Annotated in this window: 18 protein-coding genes; 11 read left to right on the top strand and 7 right to left on the bottom strand. The window is 65.6% G+C overall.

From position 1 onward, the window contains the following. Nucleotides 1–150 precede the first annotated feature (150 nt). The 3 genes from FJ471_RS31045 to FJ471_RS31035 all read right to left on the bottom strand — a co-directional run bounded on the left by FJ471_RS31045 (nt 151) and on the right by FJ471_RS31035 (nt 2,515). Nucleotides 151–981 (bottom strand): aldo/keto reductase, encoded by an 831-nt coding sequence (locus tag FJ471_RS31045; RefSeq protein ID WP_140809167.1) that lies wholly within the window; start codon nt 979–981, stop codon nt 151–153. Nucleotides 982–1,232: 251 nt separating this feature from the next. Next, the gene (locus FJ471_RS31040) at nt 1,233–1,904 is read right to left on the bottom strand and encodes a trypsin-like serine protease (RefSeq protein ID WP_181179868.1); all 672 of its coding nucleotides are present in this window, start codon (nt 1,902–1,904) and stop codon (nt 1,233–1,235) included. A gap of 8 nt (nt 1,905–1,912) precedes the next feature. After that, entirely contained in the window at nt 1,913–2,515 is a 603-nt protein-coding gene (locus tag FJ471_RS31035; protein WP_140809173.1) for a TetR/AcrR family transcriptional regulator, read from the bottom strand. A gap of 483 nt (nt 2,516–2,998) precedes the next feature. Between FJ471_RS31035 and FJ471_RS31025 the strand changes: the two genes are divergently transcribed. The 7 genes from FJ471_RS31025 (at nt 2,999) to FJ471_RS30995 (ending at nt 9,808) form a co-directional block, all read left to right on the top strand. After that, nucleotides 2,999–3,499, top strand: coding sequence for a (2Fe-2S)-binding protein (locus tag FJ471_RS31025; protein WP_181179866.1), 501 nt, complete (start codon nt 2,999–3,001; stop codon nt 3,497–3,499). Further along, entirely contained in the window at nt 3,496–4,479 is a 984-nt protein-coding gene (locus FJ471_RS31020) for a xanthine dehydrogenase family protein subunit M (RefSeq protein ID WP_140809163.1), read from the top strand. The genes FJ471_RS31025 and FJ471_RS31020 overlap by 4 nt, the downstream gene beginning before the upstream one ends. Continuing rightward, nucleotides 4,476–6,770 carry a xanthine dehydrogenase family protein molybdopterin-binding subunit gene (locus FJ471_RS31015; protein ID WP_140809161.1) on the top strand — a complete coding sequence of 765 codons (2,295 nt, stop codon included), beginning with the start codon at nt 4,476–4,478 and terminating at the stop codon, nt 6,768–6,770. The genes FJ471_RS31020 and FJ471_RS31015 overlap by 4 nt, the downstream gene beginning before the upstream one ends. A gap of 197 nt (nt 6,771–6,967) precedes the next feature. Beyond that, on the top strand, nt 6,968–7,177 hold the full coding sequence (locus tag FJ471_RS31010) for a hypothetical protein (RefSeq protein WP_140809159.1): 210 nt from the start codon (nt 6,968–6,970) through the stop codon (nt 7,175–7,177). Nucleotides 7,178–7,213: 36 nt separating this feature from the next. Then, on the top strand, nt 7,214–7,597 hold the full coding sequence (locus FJ471_RS31005; protein WP_140809157.1) for a VOC family protein: 384 nt from the start codon (nt 7,214–7,216) through the stop codon (nt 7,595–7,597). Between the two features lie 272 nt (nt 7,598–7,869). Further along, the gene (locus FJ471_RS31000; RefSeq protein ID WP_246684878.1) at nt 7,870–8,355 is read left to right on the top strand and encodes a hypothetical protein; all 486 of its coding nucleotides are present in this window, start codon (nt 7,870–7,872) and stop codon (nt 8,353–8,355) included. Between the two features lie 610 nt (nt 8,356–8,965). Further along, a complete protein-coding gene (locus tag FJ471_RS30995) occupies nt 8,966–9,808 on the top strand; it encodes a slipin family protein (protein WP_140809155.1) in 843 nt (280 codons plus the stop codon). Between the two features lie 100 nt (nt 9,809–9,908). Here the strand turns inward: FJ471_RS30995 and FJ471_RS30990 are convergent, their stop codons facing one another. Continuing rightward, a complete protein-coding gene (locus FJ471_RS30990) occupies nt 9,909–10,220 on the bottom strand; it encodes a hypothetical protein (RefSeq protein ID WP_140809153.1) in 312 nt (103 codons plus the stop codon). Nucleotides 10,221–10,344: 124 nt separating this feature from the next. Beyond that, nucleotides 10,345–10,539: a hypothetical protein gene (locus tag FJ471_RS30985; protein WP_140809151.1), complete on the bottom strand. Its 195-nt coding sequence runs from the start codon at nt 10,537–10,539 to the stop codon at nt 10,345–10,347. 321 nt (nt 10,540–10,860) lie between these two features. Here FJ471_RS30985 and FJ471_RS30980 point away from each other — a divergent pair, with 321 nt between their 5' ends. Both FJ471_RS30980 and FJ471_RS30975 read left to right on the top strand, forming a co-directional pair. Then, the gene (locus tag FJ471_RS30980; protein ID WP_140809149.1) at nt 10,861–11,247 is read left to right on the top strand and encodes a low affinity iron permease family protein; all 387 of its coding nucleotides are present in this window, start codon (nt 10,861–10,863) and stop codon (nt 11,245–11,247) included. Between the two features lie 179 nt (nt 11,248–11,426). Beyond that, nucleotides 11,427–11,666 (top strand): hypothetical protein, encoded by a 240-nt coding sequence (locus FJ471_RS30975; RefSeq protein ID WP_140809147.1) that lies wholly within the window; start codon nt 11,427–11,429, stop codon nt 11,664–11,666. A gap of 22 nt (nt 11,667–11,688) precedes the next feature. On the opposite strand, the gene FJ471_RS30970 is transcribed toward FJ471_RS30975, so the two are convergent. Together FJ471_RS30970 and FJ471_RS30965 are read right to left on the bottom strand one after the other, a co-directional pair. Then, on the bottom strand, nt 11,689–11,907 hold the full coding sequence (locus FJ471_RS30970) for a hypothetical protein (RefSeq protein ID WP_140809145.1): 219 nt from the start codon (nt 11,905–11,907) through the stop codon (nt 11,689–11,691). Between the two features lie 104 nt (nt 11,908–12,011). Further along, entirely contained in the window at nt 12,012–13,436 is a 1,425-nt protein-coding gene (locus FJ471_RS30965) for an MFS transporter (protein WP_140809142.1), read from the bottom strand. Between the two features lie 132 nt (nt 13,437–13,568). Here FJ471_RS30965 and FJ471_RS30960 point away from each other — a divergent pair, with 132 nt between their 5' ends. Then, entirely contained in the window at nt 13,569–14,507 is a 939-nt protein-coding gene (locus FJ471_RS30960; protein WP_140809140.1) for a LysR family transcriptional regulator, read from the top strand. A gap of 63 nt (nt 14,508–14,570) precedes the next feature. Then, nucleotides 14,571–15,776 carry an integrase core domain-containing protein gene (locus FJ471_RS30955; RefSeq protein ID WP_140809138.1) on the top strand — a complete coding sequence of 402 codons (1,206 nt, stop codon included), beginning with the start codon at nt 14,571–14,573 and terminating at the stop codon, nt 15,774–15,776. The last annotated feature ends 45 nt before the right edge of the window (nt 15,777–15,821 follow it).

Raw genomic sequence — 15,821 nt, 5'->3', positions numbered from 1 at the left:
TGTGGGAGAAGGTGGATCGGCGCGCAGCGCCGAGACGGATGAGGGGTGTTCCAGCGGAGTGAGACGTCGGCGTTCCCTGGAACACCCTTCATCCGACCTCGCTCCGCGAGGCCCCCTTCTCCCACACGGGGAGAAGGGGAAGCCTAGTTCTCAGAACAAAAACGCCGCCGTGGCCGGATCAGGCCCGGTGCGGCCGTCGGCGGAATCCAGGCCACGGATGGTCGCCATGTCCTCGCCATCCAGCTCGAAACCGAAGACATCGAAATTGCCGGCGATGCGCTCCTGGTGGATCGACTTCGGGATGACGATCAGCCCTTCCTGCAAATGCCAGCGGATGATCACCTGCGCCACCGACTTGCCGTGCTTCTTCGCCAGCTTCTCCAGCATCGGGTCGGCCAGCAGCCGGCCACTGCCCAGCGGACTCCAGCTCTCGATATGGATGTTGTGCTTCTTGTGGAACTCTCTGCTGTCGCGTTGCTGGAAGCGCGGATGCAGTTCGATCTGGTTGACGACCGGCGTCACGCCGGTCTCGCCGATGATGCGCTCCAGATGATCCTGGTTGAAGTTCGAGACGCCGACCGACTTGATGCGCCCGGCCTGCTTTAGCTCGACCAGCGTCTTCCAGGCCTCGACATATTTGTTCTGGCTGGGCACCGGCCAGTGGATGAGGAAGAGGTCGATCTGGTCGATGCCGAGTTTTTGCATCGTGTCGTCGAAGGCACGCAACGCCGCGTCGCGCTGGTGCGCGCCGTTGCGCAGCTTGGAGGTGATGAACAGCTCCTCGCGCGGCACGCCGGCGGCGCGGATCGCCTCGCCGACGCCTTCCTCGTTGCGATAACCCTCGGCGGTGTCGATGAGACGATAGCCGGCATCGATGCCCCAGCGCACGACCTTGGCGGTAATATCCGGATCGACCTGCCACACACCGAGCCCGATCTGCGGGATGGTCGAGCCGTCGTTGAGTTTGAGCTGTTCGGGCATGGGATGTTCCTTTTGGGAGGGGGGTGCCGACTATGTAGGCCGCGTGTTGCACAATGCGAGAGGAAGAGAACGTTGCTGACTTCATTTCTCGCGAGGGAGAGCGACGGTTTCGGTGCTATCCCCTGGCCTCAGCCACCAAAGGCCGCGAGTTTGCGCCGCCTGCCAAATGCCCTAATGGACGGCGACGCCTTTCCGCTCGAACGCGGCAATATCGGGAAAGGCAGGTCCTTGGAAACCGGGATCGACGACCGTCAATGCGGCATTGGAACGAAGCGACAGGCCGGGTCGCCGATTGACGCGATGCAGGTTACGATCTGGTCGTGATAGCTGGCGATGCGTGAATAGAGGCCTACCTTGATGCGATTGCTGTTGCAACCAAAGGCGTTGGCAGCGGTGGCGCCGCTGACGACGCCGGCCAGCACTTGCCGACCGTCGGCCATATCGTAGACAAGACCGCCGCCACTATCGCCCCTGCATGCATCGGAACCCGTCGGATTGTTGGTGTCGCCAGCGCAAATCGTATCGGCCACAACGCGATCGCCGTAAACCAGCTTGCCCTCGGGCTGAAGATCAAGCGTCCGGCAAAGATCGCTTGGCTCCGAGGGTATGCCAGAGGCAAATTGGAGCACCGAGACAGGCTCCCCGTCGGCTGTGGATTCACCAAAACCAAGGACCGTGCATTTGGCCAAGGACCGTTCGTGGCCGGCGGTGTCGAATCCGGCTTCGTCCTGCACTGCTATAGGCGCCGCTGTTGCCGGGGCGTCGCTAGCAAGATGCAACAGCACAATGTCCGCCAGAAACTTCGCCTCCGCCGGCGCGCGACGATAGACATAGACTTGGTCAACCGCAATTGCGTCTCGGAAACCGAAAGGTGCGGCCTCCCCGCAGGCGATCCGGCAACGTCTCCTCGAAGGGACGGCCAACTCGCCCTTCAGTCGGCCTGCCTCGCCCCGAAGCGCAGCCCATCCATCAAAAGCTTCACCAGCCTCCCCGAGCGCTCGCGCCAATCGGGCGTGTTCGGTGCCGAGTAGATGCCGCCCAGCGCGTGCATGACATCGGAGGCGTCGACTTCGGCGCGGATTTTTCCCGAGGCGGCGGCAGCTTCGATCAGGCTTCGCATCGCGCCGGAGACGCGGCCGGAGGTGTCGGAGAACAGCGTCGAGTTGGTGGTAAGCAACAGGCGCAGGCTGGTGGCAAGGCCGCGCTTGGTGGCGATGTAGTCGACGAAGCGCTGCATCCAGAGTTCCAGCGCGACATCGGCCGGATGCTCGCGCGCAAGCTCCTCGGCTGCATGGCAGAGGCCTTCGACCTCACGGCGGTAGACCACTTCGACCAGATGCTCGCGGGTCGGGAAGTGGCGATAGAGCGTGCCGATGCCGACCCCCGCCCGCTTGGCAATCTCCTCCAGGGAAGCGTCGACGCCGTCGCTCGCAAACATTTGCGCCGCCACCTCGACCAGCCTGTCGCGGTTGCGCTGCGCATCGGCGCGCAACGGCTTTTGCGCCGGCGCGTCGCGCATCGCTTCGGTGGTCATTTCCTGGTCGGGCACTTTTTTCTCCACCAACGCAATATGGGGGGTTGAACCATGGCTGGCCAGACCCCAGTTAAATAAACGGAGGCACCTCCGTTTTAGTGGAGTGCTTTTATCATATAACCAGGGGAAGCGGTATGTCACGTAGAGAAGGACGGGAAGCTTTGCCTGATCGCTGGAGACAGAGGCATTCTTCGACGCCTGTGGTTGGCAAACCCGCTCGTGACTTCGTCATCCTAGGGCGAAGCAAGGAGCGGAGCGACGCGGCGCAGACCCTAGGATCCATGCCATACCCTGCGAGCGCGGCTACGGTGCAGAATTCTGGCCCGCCGCGTCCTTCGGCAAACGTCACGGCATGGGTCCTCGGGTCAAGCCCGAGGATGACGAACGCGAAGGTCGCCTCCCCGCAACCCTTACCCTTGCCCCTCTCCTGCCAAGCCCCATTTCCATCCGCTCAAGCGTCCAGCAATCGGAGCCCGACGCCCCATGAATGACCAAGTCACCATCAGTCCCACCACGCTTTCCCTCCATCTCACCATCAACGGCCGCGACCATGCGCTCGAAATCGAGCCGCGCGTGACGCTGCTCGACGCGCTGCGCGATCGTCTGCACCTCACGGGCACCAAGAAGGGCTGCGACCAGGGCCAGTGCGGCGCCTGCACCGTGCATGTCGACGGCGAGCGCGTGCTCGCCTGCCTGACGCTCGCCGCCCAGGTCGAGGGCCGAACGATCACCACCATCGAGGGGCTGGCCGACGAGGGCGGCACGCTCAACGCCGTGCAGGCCGCCTTCCTCGAGCAGGACGCCTTCCAGTGCGGCTATTGCACGCCGGGGCAGATCATGTCGGCGGTGGCCTGCATCCGCGAGGGCCATGCCGGTTCGGATGAGGAGATCCGCGAATACATGGCCGGCAATCTTTGCCGCTGCGGCGCCTATCCCAACATCGTCGCCGCCGTCCGCCAGGCCGCACAGGAGCTGCGCTCATGAGAGATTTTTCCTACCTCCGCGCCGACAGCGTGGAAGCGGCGCGTAACGCCGCCGCCCTACCCGGTGCCATGCTGCTTGCCGGCGGCACGACGCTCATCGACCTCGCCAAATGCGGCGTCGCCGAACCGTCGACCGTCATCGACATCAGCCATATCGAGGGGCTTGCCGCCATCGACGTCACCGCCGACCGCGCCGCCATCGGCGCGCTGGCGAAGATGAGCCATGTCGCCGACAACGCCGAGATAAAAAGCTATTTCCCTGCAGTGTCGGAAGCGCTCTGGCAGGCCGCGTCGGCGCAGCTGCGCAACATGGCGACCATCGGCGGCAATCTGATGCAGCGCACGCGCTGCCCTTACTTTCGCGATCCGCAAAACTTCCCGGCCTGCAACAAACGCGCGCCCGGCAGCGGCTGCTCGGCGATCGGCGGCGTGACGCGCGGCCATGCCGTGCTTGGCGTGAGCGAAGCCTGCATCGCCACCTATCCGGGGGATCTCGCCGTAGCTCTCATCGCCTTCGACGCCGAGGTCGATCTCGGCGAGCGCAAGCTCAAGGTCGAGGACTTCTTCCTTGCACCTGGCGCCACTGCCGAGCAGGAGCACGACATCCGCCCCGGCGAGGTGATCACGGCCATCGAAATCCCCGGCTCGGCCGCGGCCAGGCGCTCGACCTACATCAAGGTGCGCGACCGCCAGTCCTATGAGTTCGCGGCGGCAAGTGCCGCCGTCGGACTGGAGCTTGAAGGCGACGGTCGCACCGTCCGCGACATCCGCGTCGCACTTGGCGGCGTCGCAACGAAGCCGTGGCGGGCGCGTGCCGTCGAGGACGCGCTGAAGGGTAAGGCGCTCGACGAAGAAACGGTCCGCAAGGCGAGCGAGCTCGCCATGGCGGGCGCCGTCGACCATGGCGCCAACCACTACAAGATTGCGCTGGCGCCGCGCGTGATTGCGCGCGCCATCCTCAAATTGGGAGAGACGGCATGACCGTTCATGACATGAAACACGCAGCGTCCGACAGCGCGCGGCTCGAGGCGGTCGGTGGGCGGCTGTCACGCGTCGACGGCCCGGCCAAGATCACCGGCGCCGCCCACTACGCCGTCGAGCAGCAGCTCGAAGGGCTGACGCATGCGGTGCTGGTCGGCGCGACCATCGCCGCGGGCAAGGTGAGCGGCATCGACACGCGCGCGGCCGAAACCGCGCCGGGCGTGCTCGCCGTGCTGACGCCCGACACCATCATGCCGCTGAACGGCGCGTCGGACTGGTTCGGCAACCCCTCGCCGCAGCCGACCTTCCTGCCGCTCGTGCGCGAGGTCACCTTTTCCGGCCAGCATGTCGCGGCGGTGGTGGCCGAGACATTCGAGCAGGCGGTGGCGGCGGCCGCGCTCGTCAAGGTCTGGTATGACGAGATGCCGGCCATCGTCGATTTGAGCGACGGCAAGGCGGGTGACGGCATTCCGATCGACGCCATGACCAAGGAATGGGGCGACGCGCAAGCGGCCTTCGCTGCCGCGCCGGTGCGCATCTGCGCGGCCTACAACACGCCGCGCGAATTCCAGGCGGCGATGGAGCCGCACGGGCTGATCGCCCGATGGGAAGGCGACGAGCTGACCGTCTGGGAGCCGAGCCAGTGGCTGGACGGCATGGCGCGCACCTATGCCGAGTGGTTTTCCGTGCCGTTCGAGAATGTGCGGCTGGTCTCACCTTATATCGGCGGCGGCTTCGGCTCCAAGGCGCTGGCCCTGGCGCACAGCGCGGTGGCGGCGGCTGCCGCCAGGATGCTCGGGCGCCCGGTGAAGCTGGTGCTCAACCGGCCGCAGAATTTTACCTCCTATGGCGGCCGCGCCGCGACACGGCAGACGGTGGCGATCGGCGCCGACAGGGATGGCAAGATACAGTCGATCGTGCATCGCGGCGTCAACGAGACGGCGGTCGACGGCATGTGGGTCGAGCCGCTCGGCTCGGTCACCTCCATCATGTACGCCACGCCCAACTTCTCGTCGAAGCAGAATGTCGTGCGGGTCAACACGGTGGTGCCGGGCGCCAAGCGCGCGCCGGGCGAGAACCCGAGCGCCTTCGGCATCGAATGCGCCATCGACGAGCTTGCGCATGAGCTTGGTATCGATCCGCTGGAGATGCGGCTGATCAACTATGCCGAACAGGACCCGCATGCGAAGAAGGCGTGGTCGACGCGCCAGCTGCGCGAAGCCTTCGCCGCCGGCGCCGAAGCCTTCGGCTGGGCCAAGCGCTCGCCCCAGCCGCGCGCGATGCGCGACGGCCACCAGTTGATCGGCTGGGGCGTGGCGGCCGGCACCTATCCGGTGCGGCGCGCCCATGGCGAGGCAGTGGTGAGGATCATGGCCGACGGTTCTGTCGTGGTCGAAAGCTCCTCCATCGACATGGGCCAGGGCACCTACACAATCCTGGCGCAGACCGCCGCCGAGACGCTCGGCGTGCCGGTTGAGCGGGTCTCTGTGAAGCTCGGGGATTCCCACTTTGCCCGTGCCGGCGTCACCGGCGGCTCGCGGCTTGCCGGCGTCATGACCGGCGCCGTCTACAAGGCCGCCGGCCAGGCGCTGGACGAGCTGATCGGGCTGGCGCTTTCCGATACGCGCTCGCCGTTCCAGAAGCTGCAGGCAAACACGCTGCAAGTGCGGGACGGCCGCATCGCCTCGCCGCGCGGCGAAGGGCCGGAGATCACGATCGCCGAATTGATGAGCGCCGTCGGCCGCGACCATATCGAGGCCAAGGGCGACACGCTGCCGGCAAGCACGACGCCGGAGGAGCGCTACAAGAACTACACCACGATCGCCATGTCGATCCCGCACACCGAAGGCGAGTACTCGCGCCATTCCTGGTGCGCGCATTTCGTCGAGGTCAGGGTGGACGAGGATTTCGGCACGGTGCGCGTCTCGCGCGTGGTGTCGGCGCTGGATTCAGGCCGGCTCTATAACCCCAAGCTCGCGGAAAGCCAGTGGAAGGGCGGCATCATCATGGGCATCGGCCAGGCGCTGCTCGAGGAAGGCGTCGTCGACCGCCGCCATGGCCGCATCGTCAACGGCAATTTCGCCGACTACATGCTGCCGACCAATGCCGACATCCCCGATATCCAGACGATCTCGGTCGGCATCCCGGACCCACACTCCTCCGCGCTTGGTGGCAAGGGCGTGGGGGAACTCGCGATCGTCGGGATTGCGCCGGCGATTGCCAACGCGGTGTTCCACGCGACGGGGAAGCGGGTGCGGGACCTGCCGATCACGCTGGAGAAGTTGATCTGAGATGTCGACGCGAGGCACCCCCTCTGCCCGGCAGGGCAGAGGGGGTGCCTCGCGTCAGCCTCTCGGTCGATCCCCCTGCAAAGTGCCCTACCCGCCGACAGTTTCGCACCGCTTGTCAGCCGTGAGTGCCCGGCTAGGGAACCCGCCCTGCGTCGGCTGCGTTGCAACGAAGCACTCCACGACATGGAGGATGGAAAATGGCGAGCGCAGCCGACCGCGATCCGCGGCACCACACCCAGAAAATGCAGAAAGCATTCCAGCAGGTTCAAGACCACCTGCGGGAAGACATCACAAAGGTCGACGAGCCCCAACTGAAGGCGATGTTCGAAACGTCGGCGGAGGTCCTGGGCGGCTTGATCAAGGCATTCCGGGATTATGAGCGGAAGAACGAGGCAGCCTGGCGGTAATCCTGCTAGAGTGCTTCACCGTTAGAAGGCGAGACGATGTCCGCGACCGTAAACGTCCGATACATGGTCAACGACGTCGATGATGCCGTGGCCTGGTATACGAAACACTTAGGCTTCAAGCAGCTTTCGAACCATGCACCGGCCTTCGCAGACGTCACGCGGGGAGCACTTCGGTTGCTGCTGAGCGGTCCGACCAGTTCGGCGGGCAGGCCGATGCCCGATGGCGAGCGGCCAGGCCCGGGAGGCTGGAACCGCATCCACCTGATCGTCGAGGATCTCTCGGCGGAGATTGCGCGGCTGCAGGCAGCGGGCCTCAGCTTCCGCAATGAAATCGTGACGGGTCCAGGCGGCTCGCAAATTCTGCTGGTCGATCCTTCCGGCAATCTGGTGGAACTTTTCCAGCCGGCCCAGGCACGGTGACCGCAATCCCACGTCGTGGCGGGTAAGTACGCGGCGAACTGGCAATCGTGGGCATCGCGCCGACGATTGCCTATTCGGTGTTCCATGCGACGGGGAAAAGGGTAAAGGATTTGCAGATAACGCTGGAGGGGTTGATTTAGGTTGAGCGCGGGATCTCCCCCTTGCGGGAGAGATCAGCCGTCACATCGGCTTTCGCTAATCTCCAACCCATCAAGTACTGTCAGAGCTTCATTTGCCCTGTATGCTTCACCGCATCACGAGGGGGAACGATCATGAAACGCGCATCATCAACACTCATCCTGGCACTGCTCACCACCCTGCCCGCCCACGCCGCCTCCTGCTCGTGGTCCGCCAAGATGGAGGAGGACGAGGGCGGCAGGGTGATGACGGCTTCGGTGTGCGGTGGGCCGAAGGGGGATGCGCATCTGATGCTGACCTGCTTCGAGAGGCCGATGCTAAGCTACGACCTCGGCGCCGCTGGCGGGCAGCTGGAGCCCGGCATCAGCGGCTCCTTCACCTTCAAGGCCGGCGACAAGAGCCTGACCAAAAAGCTCGAGCTCGAGGCGATGTACAATTACTTCACCACCGAGCTTTCCGGGCCTACCGACCCGTTGCTCGCGCTCTTGCGCGGCAAGGGCGACGTGACGGTCTCCGCCGATAAATATGGCGAGGCGAGCTTTTCGCTGAAAGGCTCCGGCCCTGCGATCGGCAAGGTATTGGCCGAGTGCGGCAAGGGTTCGGGCGGCGAAGCGGATTGAGGACCGAGCGCAGGTGCCCGCGCGTTCCAGCGCCTTTCCCGCCGCGCTTTGGAACGCCTTAGCTTTTCACGCCTTGCGCGGAAGCGGAATCGGTTGAAAGCCAACGTCCGGCTCGGCCAGTCGTGTGGGCTGCCTTGGCGGCGTAGCTGGTCGGGTTGTGGCGGGCGGTCGGGCCGCTTACGGCGACGCCGACGCTGATGGTGACCACCTTGCGTTCGCTGCGGGAATGTTCGAGCGCCCGCTCGCGCACCGCGGCTCTCGGATTGTCGGCAACGCGCCGATACCGATCTCCGATCGGGTCATTAAAAGCGCCTGAAAAAGTTGTTTCCGGGTTAAAGCCTCCACCCAAGGTGGTTCCGCGGTTGCGTCTTGGCGGGCAGTGGGCAAGGCGAAGCCGCGGGGCTGGAAGCGGGGTGAGAAACACGCCCCCATGGCGAACCCCATCGCCCCGCACCATATAAATCTGCGCCGGCGATGATTGTCCTCGCGACAAGCGTGATCGATCCCTGACATGCCGGCCAGGCGGTCCATCCCGGGCCGCCGACGCTCCTCGCGAGGCCCGTTGCGGCATCGCGCGACCCACCAAAGGCCGCGACAAGGAGCTATTTAGATGAATCCGATCACCCTTTTCCTCACCGCCGTCTTCGCCCTCATCGGCGCCGGCCTCGGCGCCCTTGCCGGGCCATGGGCGGGCGCGCCGTTCTTCGTTATCGCGGCGCTGATCGCCGCCTCGCTGAAGATGGCCAACACCTGGCAGCGCTTCGTGGTCTTGCGCGCCGGCAACCTGCTCGGCGTGCGCGGCCCCGGCCTGTTCATGATCGTCCCAGTCCTGGACAATGTCGTGGCGGTCATCGACCAGCGCATCCAGACTACCGCCTTCAACGCCGAGGAGGCGCTGACCAGGGACACGGTACCGGTCAATGTCGACGCGGTCATCTTCTGGCATGTGCATGACGCGCGCCAGGCGGCGCTGGAAATCACCAACTACCGCGAGGCGATCGACCGCGTGGCGCAGACCTCGCTGCGCGAGATGATCGGCTCCTCGATGCTGTCCTCGATGCTTGCCGACCGCCAGGCCGCGGATGCGCATCTGCGCGACGTCATCGGGGCCAAGACGGCGCAGTGGGGCATCACGGTAATGTCGGTCGAGATCCGCGATGTCGCCATCCCCGTGGCGTTGCAGGACGCCATGTCGCGCCAGGCGCAGGCCGAGCGCGAGAAGGAGGCACGTGTCATCCTAGGCTCAGCAGAGGCGGAAGTCGCTGCAAAATTCGTCGAGGCGGCCACCACCTATGCCGATCATCCGGCGGCGCTGCAACTGCGCGCCATGAACATCATCTATGAGACGACCAAGGAGCGCGGCGCCACCATCCTGATCCCGACCGGGCTGGTGGACAGCCTCAACCCGGCGGCTGCGCTGGTCCAGACAGGCGCGCTGAAAAGCGCGGCGTAGGGAGATTGCGTCCTCCCGACGCATCGTAAAAATCCGGTCCGGCTGGATGCGCCATGACGCGCGAGCCGGGCCGGATTTGTCTTCAACGATCGATGGAAACTCAGTAGTCGGAGCCGCCCTCGACCACGACCGGACGATGATGGTGCCGGTGGCCGATCGAACCGGTGACGACGACGGTGTCGTCACGGCGGTGATGGCGGTGACGCCAGCCGCGCTCGCCATTGTCATAGAAGGCGACCGTGCCGTGATGGCGGTGATGCAGGCGGTGGCCCTCGTCATTGATGATGACGGCGGGGCGGTGATGGTAATAATGCCTGTGATGCGTCCTGATGACGACATCGGCCTCGGCCGCGGAAGCCACGGCGGGTGCGGCGACGCAGAGCGCCAGGGCAGCAAGAAGCACTGTTTTCATTGCTCTATTCCTCAATTCCTGAATCATCCCTTCGCCGGGTAAACCGCTGTTCGCCGCTTTGGTTCCGGGCTGATATGCGTCCCGGCACAGCACCGATGCGGGTCAGCGCGACCGGCAACCGAGCTCAGCCGCCCCGCTGGCGGCGAAGCGCCACATAACGGAGGTAGGTCGTGGCCGCGGCGTCGCAGGCGCGTCGCCCGCCGCCATTGGCCTCTACCATCGTCTTGGCCAGCCGCGGCGGCAGGCCGTATTTGCTGGCGAAGAATGCCGGCTCGTATGGCTGGTCTTCCGCATCGTCTGTCGGTCTATCGAGGTCCATGAGAGCTCCCTTCAAGCGCGCGAAAAAACTTGCGCGCTAGCCAATGCGAAGCCCTGGCTTTGGTTGCCGCGGTCGGTCCTCTTCGCAAACCTGTCCGACTTCAGTCCGACCGAGCCCTCAGACCGTCGCCCGATCGGCGGAACGAAGGTTTTCGGCGCTCGTTTGCCGGCATCGAATCCGCAGCATCGCGGCTGCCAACTGGAGCAACGGACATGAACGACGACCGCAACAGTGTTCTGGAGGCGCGCTGGCTTCTGGCCGTGCCTGCCTCGATGCTGCTCACCGTGCTGATAGCCGGGTTATTGCTCGGGTAGGCGGGCGATGAACCGCCTCCTCTTTCGCGCCGCCGATTTCCTGTCCCGGCCGCCCGGCTTCTACGCAATGGTCGTCGCCATGGTCGCCTGCACCCTCCTGGTGCCGTTCGGCCTGACCTATGCCTTGTCGGTGGCGGCGATCATCATCACCGGTGTGGTGCTCATCCAGGGCTACCGGGACACCGCGGCCATCCACGCCAAGCTCGACGAGATCGTCATTGCGCTTCATCAGACGCGCAATGACGTGGTCGGGCTCGAATATGCGGAACCGCATGAGATCAAGTCGAAACTGACGGAACTGGAGATGGAGGCCGGGCGCCTTGCGGCCGGTGAAAGCGTGAGGGATGCAATGAATGAAGCCGGAGCCGCGGTGGGTGGGGGTTCGTTGGGGTAGCCGAGGCTCCGGCTGAAGGGCGGAATGGGCACCGCCGCCAGGCAAAGATAGGCTTTGCGGGCGGCGGCGAAATTACGTGATCGCGGAAGCATTTTTGACCCCTGCGCCATCCCGACGCATCGTTGTCACGCGGCCCGACCGGAACAAACGCCCCGGCGTCACCGTTTGCGGAGATGGTTATGTTCGCACCCCTCGATATGAACGGCGAGAATCGCACTGATCTCCATCGAGCCGCAAGGCTGTCGATGCTTCGTGACCGCGTGGTGAAGCGCCTCGACAAGGTCGAGCGTTCCGCCGATGCCGTCGAGATGGCCGCAACCGCTTTCATCGAGGCCACCCGTCGGCCGACCATCGTCGCTGCGCCATTCAGGCCAGTCAGGAAACTTCAAACGGCGGCCGGCTGGACCCTCGGGTTGTGAGTTCCTGAAGGCAGCGAAATTGTCAGTGAGGCTGCGCGTTGCGTTCCCTGACCAGATCGCGCGTCCTCAACGCGGCATATACCGCCTCGCGGTCTCCGCGATATCGTCCAAGCAATCTCATTGCCTCGTCGCGCTCCAGACGCCCGAGCTTCATCATAAAGCGAAGTTCGCATTCCGGAATCAGAGGCTGAGCTTCGCGCCGCCGCCACCACGTTTCATGCATCGCTTCGATCTTCGCCACATCGGGTCAACTGTCCGGCAGAACCGCTGCGCCGCCAACCGCCCTGCCGGTGGAGACGTTGTAGACCAGCCGTGCATTGGCCTCAGTGACACTGCCCACACTTCTCACTCCCTCCAATCAGCAACACGCGCAATCACCATGGCTACCATCACCAGCGCCGCCGCCACGGCAAAGGTCAATCCCATCCCGTGCGCAACGGCGGCCGGCGCTGCCGCCGCGACATCCTTGGTCCCGACGGCGAGGGCGAACACCGCGCCCATCACCGCCGTGCCGGTGACGAGGCCGAGATTGCGCGAGAGGCTGAGCATGCCCGACACCACGCCGCGCTCGTTCCTGCCGACATCGGCCATGACGGCGGTGTTGTTGGCCGCCTGGAAGAGCTGGTAGCCGGGTGTGAGCAGGACGATCGCCGCCGCGTAGCCGGCGACACCGAACAGGCCCGGCAGCCAAGCCAGTGCTGCGCAGCCGGCGCCCATCAGCACCAGGCCGGCAATGACCATAGCGGCCGCGCCGAGGCGGTCGACGACGCGCCCGGCAAGGATACCGCAGAGCGCCGACACCACGGGCCCGATCGACAGCACGGCCCCTGTCGCCGCTTGGCCGAGACCCAGCGCGCGCGACAGGAAGAACGGGCCGACGACCAGCGTTGCCATCATCACCGTCGAAACCAGCGCGTTCATGGCGAGGCTCGGTGCCAGCACCGGGTCGCGCAGTAGCGCGAGCTTGACCAGGGGCGACGCCACCCTGGCCTCGGCGACGACGAACAGCGCCGCGCCGGCCGCGACCATGCCGAGCAGTGCGAGGTTCAGGCCACCGAAATGGCCGCGGCCGATGGTCATGGACAGCGCATAGGCGGCAAGCGTGGCGGCGAGCAGCAGCGTGCCAAATATATCGAAACGCCCCCTCGCCTCGCCACGGGAGGGTCCTCTTCCCGCTGCATCGCCTGCTGGAAGGAAGCGCCAGGCGGCGAGCAGCGCGACCGCGCCGAGCGCGGCGTTGACGAGGAAGATCGAGCGCCAGCCGAGCGCGGCGAGCAGCACGCCGCCGAGCGCGGGACCGAGCGCGGTGCCGATCGCCGACATAGTGCCGAGCAGGCCCATGGCGCTGCCCGTGCGTTCCTTCGGCACCGTCTCGCCGACGATAGCGATCGTCAGCGCCATCATCACCGCCGCGCCCAGGCCCTGCGCGGCGCGCGCGACGATCAACATAACCAGTGACGGTGCGAGCGCGGCGGCAAACGAGGCGACGCTGAACAGCGCAAGGCCGGCGACAAGCAGCGGCCGGCGGCCGACGAGGTCGCCGAGACGCCCGACGCTGACGATCAGCGCGGTAATAGTGAGCAGATAGGCGAGCACCACCCATTGCACTGCCGCAAAGGACGCGGCGAAGGCCACGCTCAGCGTCGGCAACGCGACATTGGCGATGCTGTTGGCGAGCGAGGAGACGAGCATGGCAAGCGACAGGCTGACCAGCGCGCCCGCCGTCGAATGGCTCCCAGGCGCGGCGCGGGTTTCGGCAATGTCGGCCATGATTTCTTCTCCGTCGTTGAACTTGCCAGGGAAGATAAGCGTGCGACTGATATGGCGGAACACGCAGCGTTTGCACTTGAATAGTGCATTGGACGCCATGTCTTATTGACGGATCCGTGCTATGGACGGGCTATGTCGCGACCCGATCTCAACCTGCTCGTCACGCTGGATGTGCTGCTTGCAGAAGGCAGCGTCGCCAAGGCCGCGCTGCGGCTGAAGCTCAGTCCCTCGGCAATGAGCCGGGCGCTGGCAAGGCTGCGCGAGGCGACCGGCGATCCGCTTCTGGTACGCGCCGGGCGCGGCCTGGCGCCGACGCCGCGCGCCATGGAGCTGAGCGCGGATGTCGGCCGGCTGGTGAAGGAGGCGGAAGCGGTGCTACGGCCCGCCGAGCGGCTCGACCTTGCGCGGCTCGTCCGCAGCTTCACGCTCCGCAACAGCGACGGTTTCGTCGAGAATTTCGGCCCAGCGCTGCTGGCCCGCGTGGCTGAGGAAGCGCCCGGCGTGCAACTGCGCTTCGTGCCCAAGCCCGACAAGGACAGCGGCCCGATGCGCGAGGGCACGGTCGATCTGGAGACTGGCGTGATCGGCGGATCGACCGGGCCGGAGGTGCGCGCGCAGGCGTTGTTCCGCGACCGCTTCGTCGGCGTCGTGCGCGCCGGCCATCCGTTGAGCGAAGGCAAGATCACCGCCGCCCGCTTCGCCGCCGGCCGGCACATATTGATCTCGCGCCGCGGCCTCGACCGCGGCCCGGTGGACGATGCCTTGGAACTCGCCGGGCTGACGCGGAAGGTTACCACCGTGGTCGGCGGCTTTGCCGAGGCCCTGGCGCTGGCGCGCGGCTCAGACCTCATTTCCACCGTGCCGGAGCGCTATACAGGCACGCTGCGCGAAGGCTTGTTCAGCTTCGCGCTGCCGGTGAAGCTCACCCCGCTGACGATCTCGCTCCTGTGGCATCCGCGGCTCGACGCGGACCCGGCGCATCGTTGGCTGCGCGGGCTGGTCAAAGAGGTGTGCCGCCTTTCCTCTCCCCCATTTCACGGGAGCGAGAAACCCACTGTCCGAACCGGATAGATAGGTAACAGAATAGACCGATTAGATGGGTGACAGTTTTCTTGCCAGCCGGGAGGACCGGCGATGGTTTGGCGAGAGACTGGCATCATGGATGAGCGGCTTCGTTTTGTTGTCGAGTGCCTTGCGGGCGAAGAGGCGATGACGCAGCTTTGCGCGGCTTTCGAGATCTCGCGCAAGACCGGCTACAAATGGCTTGGACGTTACCGGGAGTCCGGCCTGGAAGGCCTGCACGACCGGCCGCGGGCGCCGCTCGATCATGGCCGGGCAACGGCAGCCGAGCTGGTGGAGCGGATCGTGGCGGAGAAGGAAGCGCATCCGCTGTGGGGGCCGAAAAAGATCATGGCCCGGCTGAAGCGGGCGGAGCCCAGTTGCGGCTGGCCGGCAGTCTCGACAGCTGGCGAGATCCTGAAGCGGCATGGTCTTGTGGGACGCCGGCGCCGGCGCTGGAGGGCGGCGGGCAACGGCCCATGGCCGGAGCCGGAGGGACCGAACGCGCTGTGGACGGGAGATCACAAGGGCTGGTTCCGGACCGGGGACGGCTGGCGCTGCGAGCCGCTGACGGTGATGGATGGGGCGTGCCGCTACCTGTTGGCGCTGGCGGCGACCGGCTCGACGTCGGAAGATGAAGCCTGGCCGGTGTTTGAGCGAGCCTTCGAGGAAAACGGCCTGCCGGATCGGTTCAGAAGCGACAATGGTTCGCCATTCGCGTCGGCCGGCGTTACCGGGCTGACGCCGCTGGCGGTGCGCTTCATCAAGCTCGGCATAGTCTTGGAGCGCATCAAGCCGGGCAAGCCGCAGCAGAATGGATGCCATGAGCGCTTCCATCTGACCATGCTGCCACTGGCCAAGGAGCCATCGGCCGACCGGGCAGCGCAGGCCCAGGCGTTCGAGGCTTTCCGACGCGAATACAACGAGCAGCGCCCGCATGAGGCGCTGGGCATGGACACGCCGGCGCAGCACTACCGTCCATCAATCCGACCCATGCCCAAGACGATACCTGAACCGGACTACCCTGCCGAGGCGGCGGTGCGGCGCGTGCGCCAAAACGGCGAGATCAAGTGGAACGGCGACTTCATCTACGTCTCCAAGACGTTGGCCGGCGAAGCGGTTGCCGCGACCGAGACCGAGGAGGGCGAATGGGCGCTCCACTTCTATGCCCATCCGCTCGGCTTCATCGACGGCCGACACAAGAAACTGGTCCGCCGCAGCGCCGTCCAACCCCGACCAGACGGCCCTGCGGCGGACAGCAACTCAGGGGGAAAACTGTAACCCATGTATCCGGTTCAAACTGTTACCCATCTATCGGCTGGACAC

This window comes from Mesorhizobium sp. B2-7-1 (assembly GCF_006440735.1).
Classification (GTDB): Bacteria; Pseudomonadota; Alphaproteobacteria; order Rhizobiales; family Rhizobiaceae; genus Mesorhizobium.
This window is presented reverse-complemented; position numbering and strand designations above follow the sequence as displayed.